We start from the raw sequence: 22,270 nt of genomic DNA, 5'->3' as shown, positions 1-22,270 counted from the left end.
GGCCTTGTCAGCAAGTACGGCCCCGGTTGACGGGTGCCACCGTGAAAGGAGCTTTCACATGAACCGCACGCTCTCTCCCTCCCTCGGCAGCAACCTGCTGCTGCGCACCGACTCCTACAAGGTGTCGCACTGGATGCAATACCCGCCGGGCACGCAGACGGTGTTCAGCTACATCGAGTCGCGCGGCGGGCTCTTCAGCCATTCGCTGTTCTTCGGACTGCAGGCCTACCTGCGCGAATACCTGCAGACGCCGGTGACGCGCGACGACGTGGACGAAGCCGCCGCGCTGATGGCGGTGCACGGCGAGCCCTTCAACCGCGAAGGCTGGCTGCGGCTGATCGAGAAGCATGGCGGGCTGATGCCGGTGCGCATCCGCGCGGTGCCCGAGGGCAGCGTGCTGCCGGTGCACAACGTGCTCGCGACGATCGAGAACACCGACCCCGAGTTCTTCTGGGTCACGAGCTTCCTCGAGACCGAGCTGCTGCGCGCGATCTGGTATCCGACGACGGTGGCCACGGTCTCGGCCGCGGCCAAGACGACTCTGCTGCGCTACCTCGAGGCCACCTGCGACGATCCGCAGGGCCAGATCGCGTTCAAGCTGCACGACTTCGGCGCGCGCGGGGTCTCGAGCCTCGAATCGGCGGCGCTCGGCGGCATGGCCCACCTGGTCAACTTCATGGGCACCGACACGTTGAGCGCGTTGTTGGCCGCGCGCCGCTACTACGACTGCGACGTGGCGGGCTTCTCGATCCCCGCGGCCGAGCACAGCACCATCACGGGCTGGGGCCGCGAGCACGAGGCCGATGCCTATCGCAACATGGTGGCGCAGTTCGGCAAGCCTGGCGCAATCTTCGCAGTGGTGAGCGACAGCTATGACATCTTCAACGCCTGCGCCCGCCTGTGGGGCGATGCGCTGCGCGAGCAGGTGATCCGCTCGGGCGCGACGCTGGTGGTGCGCCCCGACTCGGGCGACCCGGCCGAGACGACGCTGAAGGTGGCGCAGATCCTGGCCGAGCGCTTCGGCACGACCACCAATGCCAAGGGCTTCCGGGTGCTGAACAACGTGCGCATCATCCAGGGCGACGGGGTGACGCTCGATTCGTTGCGGTTGTGCCTGTCCAATTTCTTCCACAACGGCTTCTCGGCCGAGAACATCGCCTTCGGCATGGGCGGCGGGCTGCTGCAGCAGGTGAACCGCGACACCATGCAATGGGCGATGAAGTGCTCGGCGATGCAGGTCGACGGCGAATGGCGCGACGTCTACAAGGCACCCGTGGGCGACACGAGCAAGACCTCGAAGAAGGGGCGGCTGGTGCTGGCTGCTTCCGCCGACGGCGAAGTGCGTACGCAACGTGCCGAGCAAGTTCTGGAGCCTGGGCAGGTGGATCTGCTCGAGACCGTGTACGAGAACGGGCGGATCGTTCGGGAGAGCAGCTTCGAAGGGATCCGTGGACTTGCCGCTTCTGGGGTGGGGCGGTTGGTTACTTCTCGGGCGCCGCTCTGATCGGTTTGTTTGGGCCGGGGGCGCGTGCACAGGGCACCGGGTACTTCCCTCCGCGAATGTCCCCCGCCCTTCGGGCTCCTCCTTTATTTCGCTGCGGGAAGCACCCGATACCCTGTGCACGAGACGCGCTCGGGTTATGCGGCCGGTTCGACCGCCGTGTCCAGGCTCACGTCGATGGGGTACTCCCCGCAGCGAAATAAAGGAGGAGGCCGCAGGCCGGGGGACATTCGCGGAGGGGAGTACCCCATCGGCGTGAGCCCGCCCCGAACCGTGGAACGCCCGTCGGAGAGCCCGCCCCAACCCATGGAACGCCCGCCGATCAGCACTGCCACAAGCCCTAGCCATAATCCGCGCAGACCGCCGAACACATGACCAAACTCCTGATCCTCAGCGTGAGCGCGGGCAACGGCCACGTGCGGGCCGCCCAGGCCCTCGCCGCCACCGCCCAAGCCCTCAGCCCGCCCTGCCCGGCGGTCCACATCGACGCCATGGCCCACGTGCCCGCGGGCTTTCGCAAGGTCTACACCGACTGGTACATCCAGCTCGTGAACCGCGCACCCGAGCTCTGGTCGTACCTGCACCAGCGCACCGACGTCACGCCGCACCACGCGCCCTCGCAGCGCATGCGCCGCGGCATCGAGCGGCTGAGCACCGTCGCGCTGGTGCGCGAGATCCGGCGCGAGAAGCCCGATGCGGTGATCTGCACCCACTTCCTGCCGGCCGAGCTGCTGATGCGCGAGCGTAACCGCGGGCGCATCGAGTATCCGGTGTGGCTGCAGGTCACCGACTACGACCTGCACAACATGTGGCTGGTGCCGGGCATGACCGGCTACCTCGCGGCCACCGAGGAGGTCGCGTTCCGGCTGCGCGCGCGCGGCATTCCGTCCGAGCGCATCCACGTCACCGGCATTCCCGTCATGCCCGCCTTCTCCGAACCCGACGCGCTGGAGCGCGACGCCTGCGCCGCCGCGCTCGGCCTCGATCCCGCGCGGCCCGTGCTGCTGATGGTCTCGGGCGGCGCCGGCGTGGGCGATCTCTCGAGCATGGTCGAGCGCGTGCTCGCGCTCGGCGCCGGCGACCAACCCGGCGGCCGCTTCCAGGTGATCGCCGTGGCCGGCCGCAATGCCGAGATGCACGGCCGGTTGCAGGCCCTCGCGGCGCGCCATCCGGGCCGCGTGGTGGCCGTCGGTTTCACCAACGAGATGCACAAGCTCATGGCCGCGTCCGACCTCGTCGTCACCAAGCCCGGCGGCCTCACGGTCTCCGAATGCCTCGCGCTCGGCAAGCCCATGCTGCTGATCTCGCCGATCCCCGGCCAGGAGGAGCACAACGCCGGCTTCCTGATGGAGGAAGGCGCGGGCTGGCTCGCCTACGATGCCATCGGCCTCGAGTACAAGGTCGCGCGGCTGATGGCCGATCCGGCCAAGCTCGCCCACATGGCCCAGCGCAGCAAGGCGTTGGGCAAGCCACGGGCCGCGCGCGCGGTGCTCGATCGCGTGCTGGGGCCTTCGGCATGAGCTGGCGCAACGAAGACCGGCCCACCGTGGGCCGCACGCTGGTGTACCTGCTCTGGGTCGTCACCATGGCCTTCTTCTTCGCCAATGCCGAGATCCAGATCGAGGGCGGCGCCGGCTGGGCCACCTCGCTGCCGACCTGGCGCATCGAGAACAGCATCTGGCTCGACATCTTCTGGGGCGGTCGCGCGATGACCGGCTACCACGCCTGGGTCTTCACCTTCATGGCGCTGGTGTTCTTCTCGCCGCTGGCCTTCTCGGGCCGCTGGAAGCTGCGCGACTGGGGCCTCGCGCTCGCGGGCCTGATCGTGTTCTGGGTCTGCGAGGACTTCCTCTGGTTCCTCATCAACCCGGCCTTCGGCTGGGACAACTTCAATCCCACCAAGGCCTTCTGGCACAAGCACTGGATGTGGGGCGCGCCGGTCGATTACTGGGGCGGCCTCGCGGTCGCCGCGCTGATCCTGGTGCGCCGGCACTGGCCGCGCCGATGAGCCGCGCGAACATCGTGCGCCGCATGCGCGAGGCCCGCCGGGCGCAGCGCGAGGCGCAGGCCGCGCCCGCGGAGCGGCCCGACCACTGGGCCGATCCGCTCGATGCGCTGGGCGTGGAGAACCTGCACCGCCTCACGCCCACGCTCTACCGCAGCGCCCAGCCGCGCGCGAAGGACGTGGCGGCGCTGCAGTCGCTCGGCATCCGCACCGTGGTCAGCCTGCGTTCCTTCAACGACGACCGCAAGGTGTTCGCGGGCCATGGCATGCGGCTGGTGCGCGTGCCGATCAACACCTGGGACATCGACGACGCGAAGGTGCAGCGCGCGCTGCACGCGATCCTCGACGCCGAACGGCACGGGCCGGTGCTGATCCACTGCATGCACGGCGCCGACCGCACCGGCGTCGTCTCCGCCGTCTACCGCATGGCGCTGCAGGGCTGGGACAAGGAGGCCGCGCGCCAGGAGATGCTGCGCGGCGGCTACGGCTACCACACGCTGTGGCGCAACATCCCGCGCTACATCGAGCGCGTGGACCCCGAGAAGATGCGCCACGCGCTGGCCCAGGCACCCGCGACACCGGCGGTTCCGGGGCTGTCCTGAAGGCGCCAGCAGGCTTCGCGGCCCGCTCCTATACTGGCCCGCGCCGGCCCCCGGCGGCCGGTCGCACCCACCTTCCGCACACGCTTCATCCGCTTCACAAGGGGCATCCGCCATGGCACTCCAACTGCGTTCCCTCGTCCGTTCGAACGGCGAGCTCGAGCTCTCGCTGCACGACGAACCCATCCCCGAACCGCAGGCCCACGAGGTCGTGATCCGCGTCGAGGCTTCGCCGATGAATCCCTCGGACCTCGGCCTGCTGTTCGGTGCCGCCGACATGACGACCGCCAAGGCCTCGGGCAGCGCCGAGCGCCCGGTCGTCACCGCCACCGTGCCCGAGCGCGCGCGCCCCGCGATGGCGGGCCGGCTCGACCAGTCGATGCCCGTGGGCAACGAGGGCGCGGGCACGGTCGTGAAGGCCGGGTCTTCCCCCGAGGCCCAGGCCCTGCTCGGCAAGACCGTGGCCGCGATCGGCGGCGCCATGTACTCGCAATACCGCGCGGTGGCCGTCGCGCAATGCCTCGAACTGCCCGAAGGCACCGCGCCGGCCGACGGTGCGTCGTGCTTTGTCAATCCGCTGACCTCGCTCGGCATGGTCGAGACCATGAAGCGCGAAGGCCATACCGCGCTGGTCCACACGGCAGCCGCCTCCAACCTCGGCCAGATGCTCAACAAGATCTGCCAGAAGGACGGCATCGCGCTCGTCAACATCGTGCGCAAGCCCGAGCAGGAAGCGCTGCTGCGCAGCCTCGGCGCCAAGTACGTCTGCAACGCCGCCTCGCCCACCTTCCTCGACGATCTCACGCAAGCCCTGGTCGAGACCGGCGCCACGCTGGCCTTCGACGCCACCGGCGGCGGCAAGCTCGCGGGCCAGATCCTCGGCTGCATGGAAGCGGCGCTCAACCGCACCGCCAAGGAATACAGCCGCTACGGCTCGACCACGCACAAGCAGGTCTACATCTACGGCGGCCTCGACCGTGGCCCGACCGAGTTCGTGCGCAACTTCGGCATGGCCTGGGGCATGGGCGGCTGGCTGCTGTTCCCGTTCCTGCAGAAGCTCGGCGCCGAAGGCACGCAGCGCCTGCGCGCACGCGTGGTGGCCGAGCTCAAGACCACCTTCGCGAGCCGCTACACGCGCGAGGTCTCGCTGACCGAGGCGCTGCAGCTCGATGCGATCGGCGTCTACGGCAAGCAGGCGACGGGCGAGAAGTTCCTGCTCAATCCCAACAAGGGCATCGCGGCCTGAAATAGACGAAAAAAAAGGGCGACCCTCGCGGGTCGCCCTCTGGGGCCGTCAACGTTTCACGAGGCCGGCCATCTCGCCCGCAGGCACCACGGCGTAGTGGTCGAACTGCATCGCGTACTGCGCGCGGCCCGAGGACAGCGCGCGCAGGTTGCCGATGTAGCCGAACATCCGCGCCAGCGGCACATGGGCCTCGACCACGATCGCGTTGCCGCGCATCGCCTGGCCGCGCACCATGCCGCGCCGCCGGTGCAGGTCGCCGATGCAGTCGCCCACGTGCTCGGCGGGCGTGGTCACTTCCACGGCCATCACCGGCTCGAGCAACTGCGGCCCGGCCTGCGCCGCCGCTTCGCGAAAGGCCGCGGCGGCCGCGAACTCGAAGGCCATCGCCGACGAGTCGCGTTCATGGTGGCTGCCGTCGAGCAGCGTGGCCACGAAGTCCACGCAGGGATACCCGGCCAGCACGCCCGACTGCGCGGCACGGCGGATGCCGGCCTCGATCGCGGGGATGAACTCGCGCGGGATCGCGCCGCCCACCACCCGGTTCTCGAACGCGATGCCTTCGCCGCGCCCGCGCGGGGCGATGCGCAGCTTCAGCTCCGCGAACTGGCCCTGGCCGCCGTTCTGTTTCCTGTGCACATGGTGCACCTCCGTTTCCTTCGATACCGTTTCACGGCAGGCGACCTGGGGCCGTCCCACCGACACTTCGACGCCGAAGCGCTCGCGCAGCTTCTCGATCGAGACCTCGAGCTGCAGCTCGCCCATGCCCGACACGATGGTCTGGCCCGACTCGGCGTCCTGCCGCAGCCGCAGGCTCGGGTCCTCGCGCAGCAGCAGCTGCAACGCCTTCGCCAGCGCCTGCTGGTCGGCCTGCGCCTTCGGCTCGATCGCGACGTGGAGCACGGGCTCGGGCACGCCGATCTGTTCGAGCTGCACCGGATGGTGCCGGTCGCACAGCGTGTGGCCGGTCAGCGTGTCCTTCAGCCCGACGATGCCGGCGATGTCGCCGGCCACCAGTTCGTCGCGTTCGATGCGGTCGCCCGCCTGCACCTCGTACAGCCGTGCCGCGCGCTCGATGCGGCCGGTGGTGGCGTCGAGCATGCTGTCGCCGCGCCGCAACCGGCCGCTGTAGACACGCACGAACACCATCGCGCCGTGGTCGTCGCTGGCCACCTTGAACGCCAGCGCCGCGAACGGCGCCTGCGGATCGCAGGGCAGCGCCACCTCGCCGGGCTTCGGCAGCCAGTCGACGATGGCGTCGAGCAGCGGCTCCACGCCGCGGTTGCGGAAGGCCGAGCCCGCGAGCACGGGCACGAAGGCACCGGCCAGCACGCCCTTGCGGATACAGTCGCGCAGCACCTCGACCGGGAGCTCCTCGCCGTTCAGGTAGGCCCCCATCGCGGCCTCGTCCTGCTCGACGGCAAGCTCCACCAGACGCGCGCGTTGTTGCAACACGGTGGCCATCAGCTCGGCGGGCACCTCGGTCACGCGGTACGGCCGGCTCGCATCGTCGAGGTCCCAGACCAGCGCGCGCAAACCCAGCAGGTCGACCACGCCGCGGAAGTCGCCTTCCGCGCCGATCGGCCACTGCACCGCCACGGCCTTCACGCCCAGGCGTTCTTCCATCATCGCGATCACGCGCGGGAAGTCCGCGCCCAGGCGATCGAGCTTGTTGACGAAGGCGATGCGCGGCACGCGATAGCGGTCCGCGAGGCGCCAGTTGGTCTCGGTCTGCGGCTCCACGCCGGCCACGCCGTCGAACACGACCACAGCCCCGTCGAGCACGCGCAGCGAGCGGTTCACCTCGATGTTGAAATCGATGTGGCCCGGCGTGTCGATCAGGTTGATCTGGGTCGCGTTCCACTGCAGCGTGATGGCGGCGCTGCTGATGGTGATGCCACGCTTGCGCTCCTGCGCATCGAAGTCCATGCGCGCGGTGCCGCGGCTCACGTCGCCGATGCGATGGCTCTCGCCGGCATAGAACAGGATGCGTTCGGTGGTGGTGGTCTTGCCGGCGTCGACGTGGGCAATGATGCCGATGTTGCGCAGGTTCCTGGGTGTGTGGGTCATGGCGAATCTTTCTTTCTCTGGCTCGAAGCACGGCTTCGAGAGCCTGGTGGGCATGTGCCGGCCCCCAGGCGGAAAGGATTCGCCTGAGGGCTAGCGACGAACGGTGTCGTGCAATCTGCTGATGCGGCGGCCGGAGCCCGGGCGCACGGAAGCCACGCTCCGGCGGAGGCGAATCGTGGCGATCAGCTTGTCGTAGGTACGCATGGCGATGAAGAAGTGAGAGGCGGAAAAGACAAAACCCCGGAGGACGGGCCTGCCGGGGTTTTCAGTACCGGAAGGCGCAACGCCTTCCGAACGCGATCGAAGGCGATGTCAGGTGGCGGTGAGGCCGGCTTCGATGGCTTGGGTGAATTTCATGGTGGGGCGGATTGTGGGTGTGGCTGGTTCGGAAGACAAGCCTTGTTGTCTGGCTTGTTGGTCGGATGCCACTTTACGGACTGGGACGGGCTCACGCCGACGGGGTACTCCCCTCCGCGAATGTCCCCCGCCTTCGGCTCCTCCTTTATTTCGCTGCGGGGAGTACCCCATCGACGTGAGCCTGGACGCAATCGTTGTTGTGCGGCCGGCACCACCGCAGCGCCTCCGTGCACAGGGCAGCGGGTGCTTCCCGCAGCGAAATCAAGGAGGAGGCCGCAGGCCGGGGGACATTCGCGGAGGGAAGTACCCGCTGTCCTGTGCACGCGCCCCAAGCCGTCATCGACAAAGAGCTACACGACCAGCCGATACCCCACCGCAGTCTCCGTCAGCAGATGCCGCGGCTGCGCCGGATCGTCCTCGAGCTTCTGCCGCAGATGCCCCATGTAGATCCGCAGGTAGTGGCTCTGGTCCGTGTGCGACGGCCCCCAGACCTCGCGCAGCAGCTGGCGCTGCGTCAGCACGCGCCCCGCGTTCGCCGCCAGCACCGACAGCAGTCGGTACTCGGTCGGCGTGAGGTGCACCTCGGCACCGGCGCGGCGCACGATGCGCGCGGCGCGGTCGAGCTCGATCTCGCCGAAGCGGAACAGCGCCTCGGGCACCTCCTCGCTGCTGGCCGCGCGCGGGCGCCGCAGGTTGGCGCGCACGCGCGCGAGCAGTTCGCCGGTGCCGAAGGGCTTGGTCAGGTAGTCGTCGGCGCCGGCGTCGAGTGCGGCGATCTTGTCGGCCTCGTCGCTGCGCGCCGACAGCACGATGATCGGCACCGCCGACCAGCCGCGCACGTCGCGGATCAGCGAGACGCCGTCGCCGTCGGGCAGGCCCAGGTCGAGCACCAGCAGGTCGGGCTGGCGCGTGCCGGCCGCGGCGAGGCCGTCGCGCAGCGTGCCGGCCTCGTGCACCAGCCAGCCCTCGGCCTCGAGCGCGCCGCGCACGAAGCGACGGATCTGCGGCTCGTCCTCGATCACGATGGCGGTGGGGGCTGGCATGGGGGTCAGAGCGGGGCTTCGGCCGGTTCGGGCGGCTCCCGGCGCGGGAGCGTGACCGTGAATTCTGCACCGCCGCCGCGCGCGTTGGCGGCCACGATCTCGCCGCCATGGGCGCTCACCACCGCCTTGCAGATCGCCAGGCCCAGGCCCACGCCCGGCGTGGCCGACTCGACCTCGCCGCGCGTGAACTTGTCGAACAGCTTCTGCTCGTGGCCCAGCAGCGCCGCGGGCAGGCCGGGGCCATGGTCGCGCACGCTCAGCACCAGCGTGCCGGGCTCGGCGCGCGCGCCCACCACGATCGGCGGCGCGCCGTACTTGGTGGCGTTCTCGAGCAGGTTCACCAGCACGCGCTCGATCAGCACCGCATCGAACTCGACCAGCGGCAGCCCGGCATCGAGCGCGGTCTGGACCACGGTGGCGCCGAGCGCGGTGCGCGCCGCGCGGATGGCCGAGCCCACCACCTCCTCGACCGATTGCCAGTCGCGCCGCAGGTTGACCGCGCCGCCCGCGATGCCGCTCTCGAGCCGCGCCATGTCGAGCAGGTTGTTGACCAGCGCATGCAGCTCGTGCGCCTGCGCGACGATCGCGCGCGCCGCCTCGGCGTGTTCTTCCGCCGGCAAGGTCTGCAGCGATTCGGCCAGCGCGATCAGCGCGGTCAGCGGCGTGCGCACGTCGTGCGAGATCGCGCCCAGCAGCGCGTTGCGCAGCCGCTCCGATTCGATCTCGACCACCGCCTGCTGCGCCACCTCGACGTAGTGCACGCGCTCGAGCGCGATCGCGATCTGCCGCGCCAGCGTGTCGAGCTGCTGCGCCTGCTCGGGGATCAGCAGCCAGCGCGGCTGCGCCGGTTCGAGCGCGAGCACGCCGCGCACGCGCATCGGCGCCTGCAGCGGCACGTAGTGCCAGGGTTGCGCGGCCAGGGTGGCGGTGGCGAGGCCCGCGCTCTGGCCATGGCGGAAGGCCCAGTCGGCCACCTGCGCGTCGAAGCCCGGCGGCGGATCGGCCGGCGCCACCAGCTGGTCGGCGGCATCGGTCACCAGCACCAGCGCATGGCCGCCGAAGTGGCCCTGCACCGCGGCCGCGCCGAGCGCGACCACCTGCGTGCTCTCGAGCGCGGCCGAGAGCTCGCGCGTGAGCTCGAACAGCGAGCGCGCGCGGCGCTCGCGGCTGGTCGACACGCCGGCCGCGAAGCGCAGCCCGGCCGTGAGCTGGCCCACCAGCAGGCCCACGCCCAGCATGATCGCGAAGGTCAGCACGTACTGCACGTCGCTGACCGCGAACGACAGCCGCGGCGGCACGAAGAAATAGTCGAAGGCCGCGACGTTGAGCAGCGCCGCCAGTGCCGAGGGCCCGCGCCCGAAGCGCATCGCCACGCCCACCACGCCGAGCAGGAACAGCATCACGATGTTCGACAGCTCGAGCACCCCGGTCAGCGGCGTGCACAGCAGCGTGAGCGCCACGCTGGTGGCCGCAGCCCAGGCATAGCCGGGCCAGTGGATCGGCGCCTTCTCGTGGTCGTCGCTGTCGATGCGCGCCCCCGCCACGCCCAGCGGCGAGCGCGACAGCCGGCGCGCGCTGTCGGCGCGACCCACCTCGAGGATGTCGAGCGCGGGCGCCAGCTGCGCGAGCGCGCGCGCCAGCGGCACCTGCGCCGCCAGCCACAGGCGAGGCCAGCCGGTGGCCGGCTCGGCGCGCCCGAGCACCAGCGTCGCGCAGTTGAGCCGGCGCGCCTGCTCGGCGAGCTGCTCGGCCACGTCGGAACCGGTGAGCACCGCGGTGGCCGCGCCCAGTTCCTCGGCCAGCTTCAGCACCGCGAGGATGCGGTCGCGCTCGGCCGCGGCCAGCCGCTGCAGCCGCGGCGTCTCGACGTACACCGCATGCCAGCGCACGTTGAGCTGGCCCGCGAGCCGCGCGGCGGTGCGCACCGTCTGCGCCGCGCCCTCGTGCGGACCCACGCACGCGAGGATCGCGCCCGAGGTGTTCCAGGCCTGCAGGCCGGTGCCCTTGCCGTGGCCGCCGGCGCCCGGGCCCGACTGCTCGATGCGCCAGCCGCGCACGTCGTCCTCCACGTGCTCGGCGGTGCGGCGCAACGCGATCTCGCGCAGCGCGATCAGGTTGCCCTTGCGGAAGAAGTTCTGCGCCGCGCGCTCGGCCTGCTGCGGCAGGTAGACCTTGCCGGCCGCGAGCCGCGCCGTGAGCTCGTCGGGCGTGACGTCGACCAGCACCACCTCGTCGGCCTCGTCGAGCACCGAGTCGGGCACGGTCTCGTGCACCCGCACGCCGGTGATGGCGCCGACCGTGCCGTTGAGGCTCTCGAGGTGCTGCACGTTGAGCGCCGACCAGACCTCGATGCCGGCGGCCAGCAGCTCCTGCACGTCCTGCCAGCGCTTGGCATGGCGCGAGCCGGGCGCGTTGGTGTGGGCCAGCTCGTCGACCAGCAGCACGGCAGGCTGGCGCGCCAGCGCGGCATCGAGGTCGAACTCGGCCAGCGTGCGGCCGCGGTAGGCGATCTCGCGCAGCGGCAGGGCATCGAGCCCCGCCAGCAGCGCGGCGGTCTCGCCGCGGCCGTGGGTTTCGACCACGCCGATCAGCACGTCGCGCCCGGCCTTGCGCTCGCGCTGCGCGGCGCTCAGCATGGCCCAGGTCTTGCCCACGCCGGCGCTGGCGCCGAAGTAGATGCGCAGCTTGCCGCGCCGCGCGCGCGCCTCGTCGCTGCGCAGCTGGGCGATCAACGCGTCGGGGTCGGGGCGGGACAGCTCGCTCATCGGGAGCGCAGGTTAGCGCATCGGCTCATCGCGCGGGACCGTCCTTGCGCCGGGCGCGGTGCTCGTGGCGCCGCGCGGTGCGCGACAGCACCAGCCAGGCGAAGCCCAGCGGCACGAACAGCGCCGCCAGCGCGAGCAGCGCATGGAACCAGTCAGTGGCCATGGCGCAGTCCGCAGCGCGCGAGGTGCTCGCGCCAGCTCACCAGCCGGCCGATCTCGCCCGAGGGCACGCATTCGATCAAGCGGTGCAGCACGTCGGCGTAGCTGCGCATCGGCAGGCGGATCATCAGCCGCACGCAGGGCGCGTCGCTCTCCTGCGAGCTGCAGCCGTGCAGCAGCGGTTCGCAGCGCACCACGCCGGCGTCGGCGCAGCCGGCCAGGCTGCGGCGCACGCGCAGCGCGTCGGCACAGCTGACGGTGACGTCGAGCACGTGGAAGCTGTCGCCGCCGGCCTTGCGGGCAGCGGCCGGCACCGGCGCCGCCGTGGCGGCGATCGCGGCACCGGCCGCGGCGGGACTTCGGAAATACACGGGATGTTCACGGTAAGCGGCGTAGGCCATACAGGTCTCCTTTGCCTGGATCTGCTTTGCGGGTTGCGGATTGCGATGCGGGGTTCAGCGCTTGTCGAGCGCGAGGTTCAGCGCCAGCACGTTCACGCGCGGCTCGCCGAGCAGCCCCCACAGCGGCTGCTGGGTCTGGCGATCGATCAGCGCGTTGACCTCCCCCAGCGGCAGGCCGCGCTCGCGCGCGACGCGCGGCGCCTGGTAGCGCGCCGCGGCCGGGCTGATGTCGGGGTCGAGGCCGCTGCCCGAGGCCGTCACCAGGTCGACCGGCACCGGCGCGGTGTTGCCCGGGTCGGCCGCGCGCAGCGCTTCCACGCGCGCCTTCACGGCATCGGTCAGCGCCGGGTTCAGCGGACCCTGGTTCGCGCCGCCCGAGGCGCTCGCGTTGTAGGGCTGCGGCGCGGTGGCCGAGGGGCGGCCCCAGAAGTGCTTGGGGTCGCTGAAGTTCTGGCCGATCAGCTTCGAGCCGACGGTGGTGCCGTCGAGCACGATCAGGCTGCCGGCCGCCTGCGCGGGGAAGGCCGCCTTGGCGGCGCCGGTGACGGCCATCGGGTAGATCAGGCCGGTGAGCGCGCTCAGCAGCGCGAAGACGACGATGGCGGGGCGGACGATGCCGCCGGTGGTGTTGCTCATGATGGGAACTCCTCAGACCAGGTGAATGGCGACCAGCAGCCAGTCGATCAGCTTGATGCCGATGAAGGGAACGAGCAGGCCGCCCAGGCCGTAGATGGCGAGGTTGCGGCGCAGCAGCGCGGCGGCGCCCACCGGCCGGTAGCGCACGCCCTTGAGCGCCAGCGGGATCAGGAACACGATCACCAGCGCGTTGAAGATCACCGCCGACAGGATCGCCGACGACGGGCTCGCGAGGCGCATCACGTTGAGCGCCGCGAGCTGCGGATAGGTCGAGACGAAGATCGCGGGAATGATCGCGAAGTACTTCGCCACGTCGTTGGCGATCGAGAAGGTGGTCAGCGAGCCGCGCGTCATCAAGAGCGCCTTGCCGGTCTCCACCACCTCGAGCAGCTTGGTCGGGTTCGAATCCAGGTCGACCATGTTGCCGGCCTCCTTCGCGGCCTGCGTGCCGCTGCCCATGGCCACCGCCACGTCGGCCTGCGCGAGCGCGGGCGCGTCGTTGGTGCCGTCGCCGGTCATCGCGACCAGCCGGCCCTCGGCCTGGTACTTGCGGATCAGCGCCAGCTTGTCCTCGGGCGTGGCCTCGGCCAGGAAGTCGTCCACGCCGGCCTCGGCCGCGATGGCGGCGGCGGTGAGCCGGTTGTCGCCGGTGATCATCACCGTCTTGATGCCCATGCGGCGCAGCTCGGCGAAACGCTCCTTGATGCCGGTCTTGACGATGTCCTTGAGCTCGACGATGCCGAGCACGCGGTCGCCCTCGGCCACCGCCAGCGGCGTGCTGCCGCGGCGCGAGGCTTCCTCGGAGGCACGCAGCAGCTCGGGCGCCATCGTGCCGCCGAGCGCCTCGACGTGCCGGCGCACCGCCTCGACCGCGCCCTTGCGCAGCACGATGGGATCGGTGTCCAGGCTGTTCGGCGCGGCCGGCAGGTCGACGCCGCTCATGCGGGTCTGCGCGGTGAAGGCCACGAAGCGCGCGTCCTCGACCGGCGCCGGTTCCAGCCCGTCGCGGCGCGCGAGCTCCACGATGCTGCGGCCCTCGGGCGTCTCGTCGGCCATCGAGGCCAGCATGGCGGCGCGCGCGAGGCGTGCCTTGGTGACGCCGGGCGCCGGCAGGAAGGCGCTGGCCTGGCGGTTGCCGTGCGTGATGGTGCCGGTCTTGTCGAGCAGCAGCACGTCGACGTCGCCGGCGGCTTCCACCGCGCGGCCCGAGGTCGCGATCACGTTGGCCTGCATCATGCGGCTCATGCCCGCCACGCCCACGGCCGACAGCAGGCCGCCGATGGTGGTGGGGATCAGGCACACCAGCAGCGCGACCAGCGCGGTCAGCGAGACCACCGTGCCAGCGCCCGCGGCTTCCACGCTGAACACCGAGAACGGCAGCAGCGTGACCGTGACCATCAGGAACACCAGCGTGAGCGCCACCAGCAGGATGGTCAGCGCGATCTCGTTGGGCGTCTTCTGGCGGCGCGCGGCCTCGACCATGCCGATCATGCGGTCGAGGAAGGACTCGCCCGGGTTCACCGCGATGCGCACCACCAGCCAGTCGGACAGCACGCGGGTGCCGCCGGTCACGGCCGAGAAGTCGCCGCCCGATTCACGCACCACCGGTGCCGATTCGCCGGTGATGGCGCTCTCGTCGACCGAGGCCACGCCCTCGATCACCTCGCCGTCGAGCGGGACCACGTCGCCGGCCTCGACCAGCACCACGTCGCCCTTGCGCAGGTTGGGCGCCTGCTCGGGCAGCCACTTCGCGTCGCGCTGCGGCTCGGCCAGCTTCTTGGCCCAGGTGTCCTTGCGCAGGCCGCGCAGCGAGGCGGCCTGGGCCTTGCTGCGGCCCTCGGCCAGCGCCTCGGCGAAGTTGGCGAACAGCACCGTGAACCAGAGCCACACGGTGACCGCGAGCACGAAGGTCGGCGACATGCCGGTGTCGCCCGGGAAGCTCAGCGTGTGGATCCACAGCAGCGTGGTGAGGATGCTCCCGATGTAGACGATGAACATCACCGGGTTGCGCCACTGGGTGCGCGGGTTCAGCTTGGCGAAGGCGCCGCGCAGCGCGGGGCGCACCAGTGCCGCGTCGAACAGCGACAGGGAAGTCTTGGTTGTGGTCATGACGTGCTCCTCCTTACTTCCAGAGCACCAGGTGCTCGACGATCGGCCCGAGGGCCAGCGCCGGCACGTAATTGAGCAGACCGACCAGCAGCACGGTGCCGATCAGCAGGGAAACGAACAGCGGCCCGTGCGTGGGCAGCGTGCCGGCCGTGACCGGAAGACGCTTCTTGGCGGCCAGCGAACCCGCGATGGCGAGCACCGGCACGATCATCGCGAAGCGGCCGAACCACATCGCCAGGCCCAGCAGCGCGTTGTAGAAGGGCGTGTTGGCCGACAGGCCCGCGAAGGCGCTGCCGTTGTTGTTGGCGGCCGAGGTCAGCGCATAGAGGATCTCGGAGAAGCCGTGCGCGCCGGGGTTGGCGATGCCGGCCTTGCCCGCGCCCGAGACCACCGCGATGGCGGTGCCCACGAGCACCAGGATCGGCGTCACCAGGATCGCGATCGACAGCAGCTTCATCTCGCGCACCTCGATCTTCTTGCCGAGGTACTCGGGCGTGCGGCCGATCATCAGCCCGGCGATGAACACCGCGAGCATCGCGAAGATCAGCATGCCGTACAGGCCCGAGCCGACGCCGCCGAACACCACCTCGCCGAGCTGCATCAGCACCAGCGGCACCATGCCGCCGATCGGCGTCAGCGAGTCGTGCATGAGGTTGACCGCGCCGCACGAGGCGGCCGTGGTCACGGCGGCGAACAGCGCCGAGGCGTCGATGCCGAAGCGCACTTCCTTGCCTTCCATGTAGCCGCCCGACTGCAGCGTGCTCGCGGCCTGGTCGACGCCCAGCGGGCCGAGCAGCGGATTGCCGGCCTGCTCGGCGGGCGTGAGCACCATCACCGCGACCACGAACATGATCGCCATCGCCGCGAACACCGCCCAGCCCTGGCGCATGTCGCCCACCACGCGGCCGAAGGTGAAGCACAGCGCCGCGGGGATCAGGAAGATCGCCAGCATCTGCAGCAGGTTCGACAGCGCGGTCGGGTTCTCGTAGGGGTGCGCCGAGTTGGCGTTGAAGAAGCCGCCGCCGTTGGTGCCGATCATCTTGATCGCCTCCTGCGAGGCGACCGGGCCCATGGCCAGCGTCTGCGTCGTGGTGGTGGCGTCCTCCATCACCGGCGCGCCCTTGTCGTCCTTCAGCGGCTGGCCGTCGGGGCCGGCCTTGGGCTGCTGGAACGCGGTCGTCTCGAGCGTGGTCGCCGCCTTGTACTCGTCGAAGTTCTGGATCACGCCCTGGCCCACCAGCACCACCGCCAGCACGAAGGAGATCGGCACCAGCACCCACAGCGTGACGCGCACGATGTCGGCCCAGAAGTTGCCGACCAGGCCCTTGCCCTGGCCTTCGCCGCGGCGCGCGAAGCCGCGCACCAGCGCGAACGCCACCGCGATGCCGGTCGCGGCCGAGACGAAGTTCTGCACCGTGAGGCCGAGCATCTGCGTGAGGTAGCTCATCGTCGACTCGCCCGCGTAGCCTTGCCAGTTGGTGTTGGTGACGAAGCTCACGGCGGTGTTGAAGGCCGAGTCGGGCGACACCGCGCCCATGCCGGCCGGGTTGAGCGGCAGCAGTCCCTGCAGCCGCTGCAGGCCGTAGACCACGATCGCGCCGACCGTGTTGAAGGCCAGCAGCGCCATCGCATAGACGCGCCAGTTCATCGACTGCGCCGGCGCCACGCCGGCCAGCTTGTAGAACGGGGATTCGACGCGTGCCATCCAGCGCGGCACGCGTTCGTTGCACAGCGCCGCGAGGAACCTGCCGACCGGCCAGGCCAGCAGCAGGAGCAGCGCGAAGAAGAGGGCCAGCAGGCCCCAGGCCGAGGCGCTCATCTCAGAACTCCTCGGCGCAGATCAGCGCGAAAACCAGGTAGGCGAACAGCACCACGGCGATCAGCGCGCCGAAGCCGTAGAGGACGTCGAGGCCGATCACGATGCGTCTCCCTCTTTGGCTGCCGGCGGGTTCGGTCCCTCGAGCCGGTTCAGCCCGACGACCATGGCCGCCACCACGACCCATAGCGCCAGCAAGGCGCTCATCCAGACGATGTCCATGCATCACTCCTGCTATCAAAAAGATGAATTGCAGTCTCGGCAGATGCGCGTCAAAACGGGGGAAAGAGTCGGTGGGGGGCCGTAAAGAAAGCGTAAAAACGCCGCCCGGGGCGGCGTCGGATCAGGCGGGGGAACGGCTGCGCAGCGCCTGCGCGAGCACGAGCAGCACGGCGCATGCCGCGCCATAGAGATGCGCCTGCACCAGCACCTCGCCGCCGATCAGTGCACGCTGTGCCTCGGTGGGCTCGCTCCACAGCTGCCAGCCGATGCGGGCCGCCACGACGGCCAGTGCCAGCCGGGCCGGCAGGTCGCCGCGCCAGGCCTGCGGCGCGAGCACCCAGACGAACAGGCCGTACAGCACGCCCGACAGCCCCGCGTAGTCCGCGACCCGGGGCGATGCCAGCAGCAGCAAGGCGCTCACGCCGAGCGCCAGCGCGACGAAGGCGCCGGCCCAGGCGCGCGCGCCGGCCCAGGCGCGCGCGCCGGCGCGGTCCTTCGCGAACGCCGCGCACACGGCCAGCCCGCCGAGGTTCAGCAGGCAATGCGTCCAGCCGAGGTGCACCAGGTGCGCCGTGAGCAGGCGCCAGAGCTGGCCGCCGAGCACGGCCGAGCGCTCGTAGCGCAGTGCCTCGTAGACCGGCTCGCCGCCCGCCTGCAGCGCGAGCATCAGGCTCGCGAGCACGACGGGTCCGCGCCAGCGCGCGGGCACCGGCGAGGAGGACGGCGGGTCTTGCATGCGCGGCAGTGTATCGGCGCGACTTCCACAGCCTGCCCGCGCGCGGAATCCGGGTAATCACTATCGAACCCCGGCCGATGGGCCTTCAAGCTGTGGTCGGCCAATTTTTGTTCAACAAAACAAGGGGAATTGTCATGAGGATCAGTCATCGCATCTCACGTCCCACGCAATGGTCCATCGTGCTCGCCGCCGCCATCGCGGCCGGCCACCCGGTGTCGGCGCAATCGCCCGACACCGGCGACTGGGTCCAGGTCTATTCGATCGTCGTGCCCTACGCCAGCGACAACGATCTCAACGCCCTGACCCGGCTGCTCGACCATGCCTACGTGGACCAGAAGGCCCGCACGGTGTCGGCGGAGGTCGGCCCGGGCGAACTGGCGCAGCTGCGGATGCTGGGCCTTCCCGTGCAGATCAACGAGGCCGAGACGGCCCGGATCCGCGACTACATCACCAAGGGCGTGGGCAAGCAGGCCTCGTCCGCACCGGACACCACGCCGGGCACGAAGAAGATCTCCGACGGCGGTTCGCATGCGGCCTGCTACCGCACCGTCGGGCAGGTCTACAGCAGCTTCGACGAGCTGGCCGCCAAGTATCCGAAGCTGGTGAAGGTGCAGACGCTCGGCAAGACCTGGATGGGCGGCCAATACCGGCAACCCGGCACGGACTCCGACAACAACACGAATTCGTCCTGGGTCAACCTGCTGGTCAAGTACCTGCCCGCGAGCGTTCTCAACACCTTCAACCTGAGCCTCTTTCCCACCGAGCCCTACCCGATCCGCGTGATCGTGGCCGGCAACTTCGAGAAGCAGGACGCGCAGGCGCAGAAGCCGCCGAACATGGTCTGGACCGGCGGCATCCATGCCCGCGAGTACGCCCCGCAGGAAGTCGGCATGAAGTACATCGAGTGGCTGCTCGACAACTACGAGACCGATGCGAACGCCCGCATGATGCTCGACACCAACCGCTACCACTTCGTCGTCCACAACCCCGATGGCCGCTCGATCGCCGAGCAGCAGATCACGGCCCGGCAGCGCAAGAACACCAACTACGCCACGGCCGCCTGCAGCACGGCTCGCAGCGGCGGGGTCGACCTGAACCGCAACTACCCGTTCGGCTGGCGCACGGGCGGGCCCGGGGCTTCCGACAACCAGTGCGCCGAGGACTATCGCGGCACCGCGGCCGTCTCCGAGCCCGAGACGCAGGTGGTGCTCGACTACGTGCGCGGCAGCTGGAACCAGGCCGCCTGCAAGTGGGAGGGCGGTGCGCTGCCCGACGGGCGGCCCAAGAGCGCGACCTATTGCAACGCGCAGAACCGCGACAACGGCGGTGCCGGCGAATTCGACTGGAAGACCGGTGCCGACGAGAACTACGGCGGCGGGGTGTTCATCGACCTGCACAGCGCGGCGCGCGCCATCCTCTGGTCCTGGGGCGTGCGGCGCTCCGAGAACGAGAACAACATCCAGACGCCCAACAACCTCGGGCTGGCCACCATCGCGCAGCGCATGGCCTATCACAACAAGTATTCGGCGCAGCAGGTGCTCGGCTACGACACCGAGGGAACGACCAAGGACGCCGTCTACGGCTACCTGGGCGCGCCTTCGTACACGGTGGAGATGGGCCGCTCCTTCTACGAGAGTTGCGACAACTTCAACAAGGAGGTCTATCCCGAGAACTTCAACGGCTTCCACTACCTGAGCCGCGTGCTGTACCGGCCCTACCAGTTGCCGCAGGGACCGGACACGGTCGACGTGAAGATCGCCGCCGAGGCCGTGCAGGCGGGAACGAAGGCGCTCGTCACCGCGACCGTGGACGACAACCGCTACCTCTATTCGAAGCCTGGCCAGTCGGACATTCCGGCGCCGCCGGTGCCGGTCGTCAAGAAGATCAAGACGGCGCTGGCCTATGTCGGCAAGCTGCCGTGGGAGGCCGGCGCGGTCGGCATCCCGCTGGCGCTCTCGGCCTCGGACCAGGCCAGCCCCGGCCTCGAGGAAGCGACCCGGACCGCGAGCGGCATGCTCGACACCACGGGCCTCGCACCGGGCCGCCACATGGTCTACGTGCAGGGCATCAACGAGGACGACAAGCCCGGCTCGGTGTCGGCCGCGTTCCTGAACGTCAAGGCCGCGCCCGAGGTCACGCCGGAACAGCCGGTGATGCCGATCGCGTTCCCCTTCCGCAGGAGCGGCGGCGCGCTGGACCTGGTCGACCTGGCGCTGGCCGCGCTCGGCGTGGCGGGCCTGGTGGCCGCGCGCCGGCGTCGTCGCTGATCGCGCGCGGCGGGGCGCTCAGGCGCCTCGTCGCACGAGCTTGCCGGTGGACGAGGCGCGCGCGATCAGCCGGCCATCGAGCGCCCACAGGTCCGCCTCGAGGAACACCACGCTGCGGCCCCAGCGCAGGATGCGCGCCTCGGCCTCGAAAGTGGCGACGTCGGCCCGGTCGAGGAACGAGATCTTGAGTTCGAGGCTCGCGAGGCCGGCCGCGGCGTCCTTCGCGTTCACCGCGAAGGCCATCGCGCAATCGAGCCATGCGGTGACCAGCCCGCCCTGCACCACCGTGCCGTTGCTGTGCGCGAACTCGGGCCGCGCCACGAAACGCACGCGCGCGAGGCCGGTCTCGGCATCGCTGCGCAGCAGCTGCGAAAAGCCGATGGTGTGCATCAGCGCGCTCGGGAATTTTTCGATGTCCATGCGGGGATTTTCGCGTGGCCGATGCGCACGGCCTTGACGCCCCGGCGTCTTGTCCCGGCGCGTCAGGTGCCGAAGATGCAGCGCGTGGTCGCCATCATCCGCGGCCGCTTCGTCGCGTTGACCGAGGGCGTGTGCAACACGCGCATGTCCATCAGGAACACGTCGCCGGCGCGGCCGCACATCTCGACGATGGCCAGGCCCTGCTCGCCCAGGCGGCGCTCCAGGTCCAGCGGGTCCTTGAGCAGCTCGCGCAGCGCGGGTTGCGAATCCGAGGCCGGCCGCCGCGTGTCGATGCGGTGCGAGCCCGCGAGCGCGAGCGTGGCGCCGCCGTGCGGCGCCACGTCGTCGATCAGGAAGAAGGCCTGCACGCCGGGCAGCGGATCCTGCGGCCGCGCCGCGAGGTCTACATGCCAGTTCAGGCCCTGCAGGGTCCAGTCGCCTTGCTGTGGCGGCGACAGCAGCAACTGCGTGCCAGGGTGGCCCGCGGCGGCCGACGGCGGGGCGCGGTGGCCGAGCTTCGCGATGAAGTCGAGCAGCGCCGGCGTGACCAGGGCCTCGTGCAGGCCGGGCAGGTTCACGAGCGCCGAGAGCTTGCCGATCTGCTGGAACAGCGGCAGGCGCTGCACCGCGCCCAGGCCACCCTTGGCGCCGGCCAGGCGCTTGAGTTCGTCGCGCAGCCTCTGGCGCAGCGGGGCCACGCGGGGTTTCGGGTGGAAGCCTTCGAGATGGAGGTAGCCGTGGGTCTTGAAATGATCGATCTGCGTGGGGGTCATGGAAGCATCCAGGGCAACGCCCGGCAGTGGAACACGCTGGCGACCCAGCGTCAGCCAGCGGGATCCGACATGCGCGCCGGCAGGATCGGGAGCTGATCGTTCTCAGGCCACCTTCGGCCGCCACGCGATCACGCCCTGCGTGCGCGCGCGCACCTCGGGCGTCGCGAGGCAGGTGGCGACGGCCTCGTAGCCAAGTGCGCCTTCGAACGGCGCGACATAGGTCGGCGGGCTGTGATTGGCCGGGCACAGCAGGATCGACTCGTGCGCACCGACCGCCGCGAGATCGAGGAAGGCACTGGAGCGCGTAAGCAGGAACAGCGGCCGTGCCTCGGCGCCGCGGCGGCGCAGGTGGGCGATCAGCGCTTCCTGGGTCGCATGGTCGAGGCCCTGCTCCACCATGTCGACGACGATGGCGGCGGGGCCTTCGGCCTCGAGGCCGGCCAGCAGCGCGGTCAGGGCCTCGGATCCGGTGGCACCGTCCTCCACGAGCCAGGCCAGCGTGGCATCGACGCGCGATCGCAGGGCGGCGTCTTCACGCAACCGCGTGGCGGCGGCATCACCCTCGGCGCGGTCCAGCGGCAGGAAGACCGCGCCCGGAAAACGCTCGGCGATGCGCAGCGCGAGCCGCGTCTTGCCGCTGCCCAGCGGGCCGACGATGTGATTGATCGGACGGATATCGCTCAGCGCGAAGCGTTCGCCGCCCCAGGGCCAGGGCAGTTCGAACTCGAGCGCGAGTCGGGTGTCGGGCTGCAGCAGGCGCGCGAGTTCGCCGGGCGCGGGCAGGCGTCCGCGCGCGAGTTCGTCGCGCAGGCCACGCACTTTCTCCAGCGTGGCGTCGAGCTCTCGCGCCTTGGCTTCGAGCGCCGCCTGATGCGCGGCCAGGGCCGGTGCCAGCCCTTGCGCATCGCCCTTCAGCACGCGCGCCACCTGCGCGAGACTCAGGCCCAACGCGCGCAACGCGACGATCTCGGCGGCACGCGCCATCTCGGCGGGACCATAGGAGCGCCAGCCCGCGGCCGTGCGCGCCGGCACCAGCAGGCCACGCTGCTCGTACAGCCGCAGGGCCTTGGCGGACACGCCGAGCCGGCGCGCGGCCTCGGACGGATTCAGGAAACGGGAAGAAGGGGTCACGGGATCACCTCGGTGTT

The 22,270-nt window shown here is 70.5% G+C and carries 20 protein-coding genes; 6 read left to right on the top strand and 14 right to left on the bottom strand.

The window, feature by feature from the left end; all coding sequences use genetic code 11:
* The first annotated feature begins 58 nt into the window (after window positions 1-58).
* From AC07PU_RS15945 to AC07PU_RS15925, 5 genes are all read left to right on the top strand, one after another.
* The gene (locus AC07PU_RS15945; protein ID WP_208507474.1) at window positions 59-1,504 is read left to right on the top strand and encodes a nicotinate phosphoribosyltransferase; all 1,446 of its coding nucleotides are present in this window, start codon (window positions 59-61) and stop codon (window positions 1,502-1,504) included.
* A gap of 368 nt (window positions 1,505-1,872) precedes the next feature.
* A complete protein-coding gene (locus tag AC07PU_RS15940) occupies window positions 1,873-3,021 on the top strand; it encodes an MGDG synthase family glycosyltransferase (protein WP_495318708.1) in 1,149 nt (382 codons plus the stop codon).
* Window positions 3,018-3,509, top strand: coding sequence for a hypothetical protein (locus AC07PU_RS15935; protein WP_093355197.1), 492 nt, complete (start codon window positions 3,018-3,020; stop codon window positions 3,507-3,509). Before AC07PU_RS15940 ends, AC07PU_RS15935 begins: the two co-directional genes overlap by 4 nt.
* Complete coding sequence (locus tag AC07PU_RS15930) at window positions 3,506-4,108, top strand: dual specificity protein phosphatase family protein (RefSeq protein WP_256223061.1); 603 nt, start codon at window positions 3,506-3,508, stop codon at window positions 4,106-4,108. The genes AC07PU_RS15935 and AC07PU_RS15930 overlap by 4 nt, the downstream gene beginning before the upstream one ends.
* A gap of 112 nt (window positions 4,109-4,220) precedes the next feature.
* Window positions 4,221-5,351 (top strand): zinc-binding dehydrogenase, encoded by a 1,131-nt coding sequence (locus AC07PU_RS15925; RefSeq protein ID WP_495318706.1) that lies wholly within the window; start codon window positions 4,221-4,223, stop codon window positions 5,349-5,351.
* Window positions 5,352-5,399: 48 nt separating this feature from the next.
* On the opposite strand, the gene fusA is transcribed toward AC07PU_RS15925, so the two are convergent.
* From fusA to rrtA, 11 genes are all read right to left on the bottom strand, one after another.
* Window positions 5,400-7,418: an elongation factor G gene (fusA, locus tag AC07PU_RS15920; RefSeq protein ID WP_495318704.1), complete on the bottom strand. Its 2,019-nt coding sequence runs from the start codon at window positions 7,416-7,418 to the stop codon at window positions 5,400-5,402.
* Window positions 7,419-8,125: 707 nt separating this feature from the next.
* Window positions 8,126-8,818 carry a two-component system response regulator KdpE gene (kdpE, locus tag AC07PU_RS15915; protein ID WP_093355193.1) on the bottom strand — a complete coding sequence of 231 codons (693 nt, stop codon included), beginning with the start codon at window positions 8,816-8,818 and terminating at the stop codon, window positions 8,126-8,128.
* Window positions 8,819-8,823: 5 nt separating this feature from the next.
* Window positions 8,824-11,583 (bottom strand): DUF4118 domain-containing protein, encoded by a 2,760-nt coding sequence (locus AC07PU_RS15910; protein ID WP_495318702.1) that lies wholly within the window; start codon window positions 11,581-11,583, stop codon window positions 8,824-8,826.
* Between the two features lie 25 nt (window positions 11,584-11,608).
* Window positions 11,609-11,746, bottom strand: coding sequence for a hypothetical protein (locus AC07PU_RS15905; RefSeq protein WP_177239578.1), 138 nt, complete (start codon window positions 11,744-11,746; stop codon window positions 11,609-11,611).
* Window positions 11,736-12,143, bottom strand: a complete 408-nt coding sequence (locus tag AC07PU_RS15900; RefSeq protein WP_093355188.1) for a hypothetical protein — start codon at window positions 12,141-12,143, stop codon at window positions 11,736-11,738. Before AC07PU_RS15900 ends, AC07PU_RS15905 begins: the two co-directional genes overlap by 11 nt.
* A gap of 54 nt (window positions 12,144-12,197) precedes the next feature.
* On the bottom strand, window positions 12,198-12,779 hold the full coding sequence (gene kdpC / locus AC07PU_RS15895; protein WP_093355185.1) for a potassium-transporting ATPase subunit KdpC: 582 nt from the start codon (window positions 12,777-12,779) through the stop codon (window positions 12,198-12,200).
* 12 nt (window positions 12,780-12,791) lie between these two features.
* The gene (kdpB, locus tag AC07PU_RS15890) at window positions 12,792-14,888 is read right to left on the bottom strand and encodes a potassium-transporting ATPase subunit KdpB (protein WP_093355182.1); all 2,097 of its coding nucleotides are present in this window, start codon (window positions 14,886-14,888) and stop codon (window positions 12,792-12,794) included.
* Between the two features lie 13 nt (window positions 14,889-14,901).
* A complete protein-coding gene (gene kdpA / locus AC07PU_RS15885; RefSeq protein ID WP_495318699.1) occupies window positions 14,902-16,707 on the bottom strand; it encodes a potassium-transporting ATPase subunit KdpA in 1,806 nt (601 codons plus the stop codon).
* Window position 16,708: 1 nt separating this feature from the next.
* On the bottom strand, window positions 16,709-16,807 hold the full coding sequence (gene kdpF / locus AC07PU_RS15880) for a K(+)-transporting ATPase subunit F (protein WP_057593567.1): 99 nt from the start codon (window positions 16,805-16,807) through the stop codon (window positions 16,709-16,711).
* Window positions 16,804-16,926, bottom strand: coding sequence for a hypothetical protein (locus AC07PU_RS15875; RefSeq protein ID WP_256223059.1), 123 nt, complete (start codon window positions 16,924-16,926; stop codon window positions 16,804-16,806). The genes kdpF and AC07PU_RS15875 overlap by 4 nt, the downstream gene beginning before the upstream one ends.
* 121 nt (window positions 16,927-17,047) lie before the next feature.
* The gene (gene rrtA, locus AC07PU_RS15870; protein WP_495318696.1) at window positions 17,048-17,662 is read right to left on the bottom strand and encodes a rhombosortase; all 615 of its coding nucleotides are present in this window, start codon (window positions 17,660-17,662) and stop codon (window positions 17,048-17,050) included.
* A gap of 134 nt (window positions 17,663-17,796) precedes the next feature.
* On the opposite strand from rrtA, the gene AC07PU_RS15865 reads away from it, so the two are divergent.
* Window positions 17,797-19,929, top strand: a complete 2,133-nt coding sequence (locus tag AC07PU_RS15865) for a M14 family zinc carboxypeptidase (protein ID WP_431511113.1) — start codon at window positions 17,797-17,799, stop codon at window positions 19,927-19,929.
* A gap of 18 nt (window positions 19,930-19,947) precedes the next feature.
* On the opposite strand, the gene AC07PU_RS15860 is transcribed toward AC07PU_RS15865, so the two are convergent.
* From AC07PU_RS15860 to AC07PU_RS15850, 3 genes are all read right to left on the bottom strand, one after another.
* Window positions 19,948-20,349 (bottom strand): PaaI family thioesterase, encoded by a 402-nt coding sequence (locus AC07PU_RS15860; RefSeq protein ID WP_495318693.1) that lies wholly within the window; start codon window positions 20,347-20,349, stop codon window positions 19,948-19,950.
* 62 nt (window positions 20,350-20,411) lie between these two features.
* Complete coding sequence (locus tag AC07PU_RS15855) at window positions 20,412-21,122, bottom strand: phytanoyl-CoA dioxygenase family protein (RefSeq protein ID WP_495318691.1); 711 nt, start codon at window positions 21,120-21,122, stop codon at window positions 20,412-20,414.
* A gap of 102 nt (window positions 21,123-21,224) precedes the next feature.
* The gene (locus AC07PU_RS15850) at window positions 21,225-22,253 is read right to left on the bottom strand and encodes a MerR family transcriptional regulator (protein WP_495318689.1); all 1,029 of its coding nucleotides are present in this window, start codon (window positions 22,251-22,253) and stop codon (window positions 21,225-21,227) included.
* Between the last annotated feature and the right edge of the window lie 17 nt (window positions 22,254-22,270).

It is taken from the genome of Variovorax sp. GW821-FHT10D07 (genome assembly GCF_059415325.1).
The sequence above is the reverse complement of the archived record's forward strand: the minus strand, read 5'-3'. Positions and strand labels throughout refer to the sequence as shown.